The 4882-nt window shown below is 42.4% G+C and carries 6 protein-coding genes and 3 pseudogenes; 5 read left to right on the forward strand and 4 right to left on the reverse strand.

Annotation, left to right across the window (positions count from 1 at the left end; all coding sequences use genetic code 11):
• Positions 1-162 precede the first annotated feature (162 nt).
• Positions 163-470: pseudogene (locus D3H35_RS35280) on the forward strand (PQQ-dependent sugar dehydrogenase).
• A pseudogene (locus D3H35_RS33870) lies at positions 448-992 on the forward strand (PQQ-dependent sugar dehydrogenase). Before D3H35_RS35280 ends, D3H35_RS33870 begins: the two co-directional pseudogenes overlap by 23 nt.
• A gap of 240 nt (positions 993-1232) precedes the next feature.
• Here the strand turns inward: D3H35_RS33870 and D3H35_RS30150 are convergent.
• Both D3H35_RS30150 and D3H35_RS30160 read right to left on the reverse strand, forming a co-directional pair.
• A pseudogene (locus tag D3H35_RS30150) lies at positions 1233-1412 on the reverse strand (response regulator); the annotation flags it as partial.
• Positions 1413-2036: 624 nt separating this feature from the next.
• The gene (locus tag D3H35_RS30160; protein ID WP_158594378.1) at positions 2037-2462 is read right to left on the reverse strand and encodes an ATP-binding protein; all 426 of its coding nucleotides are present in this window, start codon (positions 2460-2462) and stop codon (positions 2037-2039) included.
• 61 nt (positions 2463-2523) lie between these two features.
• Here D3H35_RS30160 and D3H35_RS30165 point away from each other — a divergent pair, with 61 nt between their 5' ends.
• The 3 genes from D3H35_RS30165 to D3H35_RS35285 all read left to right on the forward strand — a co-directional run bounded on the left by D3H35_RS30165 (position 2524) and on the right by D3H35_RS35285 (position 3539).
• Positions 2524-2883 (forward strand): ATP-binding protein, encoded by a 360-nt coding sequence (locus D3H35_RS30165; RefSeq protein WP_158594379.1) that lies wholly within the window; start codon positions 2524-2526, stop codon positions 2881-2883.
• Between the two features lie 156 nt (positions 2884-3039).
• The gene (locus tag D3H35_RS30170; RefSeq protein WP_119152740.1) at positions 3040-3327 is read left to right on the forward strand and encodes a response regulator; all 288 of its coding nucleotides are present in this window, start codon (positions 3040-3042) and stop codon (positions 3325-3327) included.
• On the forward strand, positions 3315-3539 hold the full coding sequence (locus tag D3H35_RS35285) for a response regulator (RefSeq protein WP_119152741.1): 225 nt from the start codon (positions 3315-3317) through the stop codon (positions 3537-3539). The genes D3H35_RS30170 and D3H35_RS35285 overlap by 13 nt, the downstream gene beginning before the upstream one ends.
• Before the next feature lie 407 nt (positions 3540-3946).
• Here the strand turns inward: D3H35_RS35285 and D3H35_RS35290 are convergent, their stop codons facing one another.
• Both D3H35_RS35290 and D3H35_RS35295 read right to left on the reverse strand, forming a co-directional pair.
• Complete coding sequence (locus D3H35_RS35290) at positions 3947-4450, reverse strand: PQQ-dependent sugar dehydrogenase (RefSeq protein ID WP_199728657.1); 504 nt, start codon at positions 4448-4450, stop codon at positions 3947-3949.
• 56 nt (positions 4451-4506) lie between these two features.
• Positions 4507-4680 (reverse strand): PQQ-dependent sugar dehydrogenase, encoded by a 174-nt coding sequence (locus tag D3H35_RS35295; RefSeq protein ID WP_411675200.1) that lies wholly within the window; start codon positions 4678-4680, stop codon positions 4507-4509.
• Between the last annotated feature and the right edge of the window lie 202 nt (positions 4681-4882).

Below are 4882 nucleotides of genomic sequence, written 5' to 3' on the forward strand. Positions count from 1 at the left end.
AGGTGCACCGGTTGAAACGAAAGCACCATACCACGTATAACCAGCGTTCGCAGGGCAAACCCGTATTCAGGGTGTGAAAACCAAAACTCCATATGAGGCCAAAGTAATTACAGAAGATTTGAAAAAACTTGGGGAATCGCACCGCTTCCGGATGGACGTTTGTTGATTACCCAGAAAAAAGGAACGCTTCGGATTGCTGATGCCTCCGGAAAACTGAGTGAGGAAATCACCGGAATCCTCCGGTAAATGACAGCGGTCAGGGCGGGCTTTTGGGAATTACAATCGACCCCGATTTTGCCAAAACCGAATGGTATACTGGACCTTTTCCGATAAAACAAAGACGGAAACTTACTGCCGTAGCAAAAGGACGTTTGGCAGACAATGAAAATCCATCGAAAAAGCAACGGTCATTTATCGTGCAACACTGCTATGATAGCGATCTTCATTATGGTTTCCCGAATTCTTTTTGACAAAAAAGGAACCATTATTTTCAGTACGGGCGAGCGTTCAGATTTGGAAACAAGGCCACAGGCGCAATCGCTTGCTTCTTCATTGGGCAAAATCATACATATTACCGTGGATGGAAAGCCAACTACTGAAAATGCTTTCGCTAAAATTCCGAAAGCGCGTCCGGAAATCTATTCTTATGGTCATCGAAATGTGCAGGGGTTAGCGCTTCATCCGGTTACGGGAGATTTGTGGGAGACCGAAATGGGTCGCGTGGAGGGGATGAACTGAATAGGATTGTAGCAGGAAAAATTACGGATGGCCATCATTACATATGGTATCGAATACGACGGAAAAACGATCGGTGATGGAAAAACACAGACGGACGGAATGGAACAGCCTGTTTACTACTGGGATCCGGTAGCTTCGCAAGCGGAATGACATTTTATAAGGGGAATCAGTTTCCGGAATGGGAAAACAATTTGTTCATAGGCGGACTGAGCAGCAGCCACATCGTCAGATTGGTTATCGAAACAATAAGGTAACCGGTGAAGAAAGGTTGCTTGGAGATAAGGAGAACGTTTTCGTGATGTACAGCAGGGGAAAGACGGCGCGTTATATGCCATTACCGATAGCGGAAAATTATACCGTATTGCCAAAAAATAAATAAAAACCGATTAGTTAGCTAATCGGTTTTTTTGTGGAAAATTGGGCACTCGTATTAAGCTTTGGACTGCTTAAAAAGTTTGGACAGTAAATCCGTTACTTCTTCTATTTTCATCGGCTTAGCTAATAGTCATCCATGCCGTTTTCAATACAAAGTTTTTGTCTTCAAACAGGGCGTTAGCTGTCATGGCTACAATTACCGGATGTGCTCCGGGCCTGCTTTTGATAATGCTTGTAGCTTCAAAACCGTCCATTTCAGGCATTTGCACATCCATTAGGATTACATCGTAAGTGTTCGTCTCATAAGCTTCAGTACCTCAATCCCGTTATGTACCATGTCAATCTCATAGCCAAGTTTCTTGAGGATAAACTCGATAAACTTCTGGTTGATTTTATTGTCTTCTGCTACTAAAATCCGCATCGGATGGTTCTTTGCAAAATCATCTGAACCGGTTTCTTGGCCTTGTCTTTCTGTTCGGTTTCACTTCCGCCAAGAGCGGTGTGGATTGCCTTGCAAGATTGAGTTGTTTCACTGGCTTGGTCAATACAGAAATAAATAATCCAGGATGTTTCTTTTTGGCTTCATCTCCAACAAAGCTCAATAATATAACCGGAATTTTTTCGTTTTCCTTTTTGATGGCTTTTGCAGCTTGATGCAGTCATTTCAGGCATTTCCATATCGTTATTACAATCCGATGGCATCTTTCACAAAAATTCTAAGCTTCTTTTCCGGAATTCGCTACGATTGGATTGAGTCCATTGTTCTAACTGTCGTTTTAAAACCAATCGATTTGTATCGTTGTCATCCACAACCAAACTTTAAGGCTTTATAATCGGTAAAATAATCAATGCTTTCCGAACTGCTTTTCCGGCTTCTGTCCTGATGGTAAAGCTGAAAACGGAACCTTTTCCTTCTGTGCTTTTTACTGAAATCCGCCATTCATCAATTCAACAATCGGGTGCAGATGGCAGGCCCAGCCCTGTTCGCCATATTTCCTGCTGGTGGAGGAATCGACCTGTGAAAGGCTGGAACAACTGTGAAAGTTTGTCTTTTGGTATCCCGATTCCGTATCGCGGATATCAAAACGGATTTTATAATCATTTTTAATATGTTCGTCCACGCTGATTTTTACAAAGATTTCGCCTTTTGAAGTGAATTTAATGGCGTTTCCAATCAGGTTGATCAGGATTTGCTTCAAGCGAAGGCTGTCACCGATTATATGCTGGGGAACAGAAGGATCTAATTCATAAATCAGGTCGATGCTTATTTTGGCAAGGCGTGGCGTAAAAATATCCATAACGCTTTCAATGGCATACCTTAAGTTGAATTCTTCATGCTCGATGTCCATTTTGCCCGATTTATGAATTAGATCCTTCTGTTCCCAGCATATAATCGGTGACAGCCTTCGCTTGAAGCAAATCCTGATCAACCTGATTGGAAACGCCATTAAATTCACTTCAAAAGGCGAAATCTTTGTAAAAATCAGCGTGGACGAACATATTAAAAATGATTATAAAATCCGTTTTGATATCCGCGATACGGGAATCGGGATACCAAAAGACAAACTTTCACAGTTGTTCCAGGCCTTTTCACAGGTCGATTCCTCCACCAGCAGGAAATATGGCGGAACAGGGCTGGGCCTGGCCATCTGCACCCGATTGGTTGAATTGATGAATGGCGGGATTTCAGTAAAAGCACAGAAGGAAAAGGTTCGTTTTCAGCTTTACCATCAGGACAGAAGCCGGGAAAAGCAGTTCGGAAAGCATTGATTATTTTACCGATTATAAGGCTTAAAGTTTTGGTTGTGGATGACAACGATACAAATCGATTGGTTTTAAAACGACAGTTAGAACAATGGGGACTCAATCCAATCGTAGCGAATTCCGGAAAAGAAGCTTTAGAATTTTTTGTGAAGATGCATCGGATTGGTAATAACGGATATGGAAATGCCTGAAATGACTGGCATCAAGCTGGCAAAAGCCATCAAAAAGGAAAACGAAAAAATTCCGGTTATATTATTGAGCTTTGTTGGAGATGAAGCCAAAAAGAAACATCCTGGATTATTTATTTCTGTATTGACCAAGCCAGTGAAACAACTCAATCTTTGCAAGGCAATCCACACCGCTCTTGGCGGAAGTGAAACCGAACAGAAAGACAAGGCCAAGAAACGGTTTCAGATGATTTTGCAAAGAACCATCCGATGCGGATTTTAGTAGCAGAAGACAATAAAATCAACCAGAAGTTTATCGAGTTTATCCTCAAGAAACTTGGCTATGAGATTGACATGGTACATAACGGGATTGAGGTACTGAAGCTTATGGAGACGAACACTTACGATGTAATCCTAATGGATGTGCAAATGCCTGAAATGGACGGTTTTGAAGCTACAAGCATTATCAAAAGCAGGCCGGAGCACATCCGGTAATTGTAGCCATGACAGCTACGCCCTGTTTGAAGACAAAGACTTTGTATTGAAAACGGCATGGATGACTATTTAGCTAAGCGATGAAAATAGAAGAAGTAACGGATTTACTGTCCAAACTTTTTAAGCAGTCCAAAGCTTAATACGAGTGCCCAATTTTCCACAAAAAACGATTAGCTAACTAATCGGTTTTTATTTATTTTTTGGCAATACGGTATAATTTTCCGCTATCGGTAATGGCATATAACGCGCCGTCTTTCCCTGCTGTACATCACGAAAACGTTCTCCTTTATCTCCAAGCAACTTTCTTCACCGGTTACCTTATTGTTTTCGATAACCAATCTGACGATGTGCTGGCTGCTCAGTCGCCTATGAACAAATTGTTTTTCCCATTCCGGAAACTGATTCCCTTATAAAATGTCATTCCGCTTGGCGAAGCTACGGATCCCAGTAGTAAACGGCTGTTCATTCCGTCCGTCTGTGTTTTTTCCATCACGCGATCGTTTTTTCCGTCGTATTCGATACATATGTAATGATGGGCATCCGTAATTTTTTCCTGCTACAATCCTATTCAGTTCATCCCTCCACGCGGACCCATTTCGGTCTCCACAAATCTCCGTAACCGATGAAGCGCTAACCCTGCACATTTCGATGACATAAGAATAGATTTCCGGACGCGCTTTCGGAATTTTAGCGAAAGCATTTTCAGTAGTTGGCTTTCCATCACGGTAATATGTATGATTTTGCCCAATGAAGAAGCAAGCGATTGCGCCTGTGGCCTTGTTTCCAAATCTGAACGCTCGCCCGTACTGAAATAATGGTTCCTTTTTTGTCAAAAAGATTCGGGAACCATAATGAAGATCGCTATCATAGGCAGGTGTTGCACGATAAATGACGTTGCTTTTTCGATGGATTTTTCATTGTCTGCCAAACGTCTTTTGCTACGGCAGTAAGGTTTTCGTCTTTGGTTTTATCGGAAAAGGTCCAGTATACATTCGGTTTTTGGCAAAATCGGGGTCGATTGTAATTCCAAAAGCCCGCCCTGACCGCTGTCATTTACCGGAGGGATTCCGGTGATTTCCTCACTCAGTTTTCCGGAGGCATCAGCAATCCGAAGCGTTCCTTTTTTCTGGGTAATCAACAACGTCCATCGGAAGCGGTGCGATTCCCCAAGGTTTTTTCAAATCTTCTGTAATTACTTTGGCCTCATATGGAGTTTTGGTTTTCACACCTGAATACGGGTTTGCCCTGCGAACGCTGGTTTATACGTGGTATTGGGTGCTTTCGTTTCAACGGTGCACCTTCGGGAGTTGGGACATTCACGGTTTGTTGTTGTTTCTTGTTAC

The organism is Cohnella faecalis, assembly GCF_003570905.1.
Classification (GTDB): domain Bacteria; phylum Bacillota; class Bacilli; order Paenibacillales; family Paenibacillaceae; genus Cohnella; species Cohnella faecalis.

Bases quoted from the DNA above. Each gene is read 5' to 3' on its own strand.
- D3H35_RS30160 (WP_158594378.1), bottom strand. From the start codon at position 2,462: ATGGACATCGAGCATGAAGAATTCAACTTAAGGTATGCCATTGAAAGC.
- D3H35_RS35285 (WP_119152741.1), top strand. From the start codon at position 3,315: ATGCGGATTTTAGTAGCAGAAGACAATAAAATCAACCAGAAGTTTATC.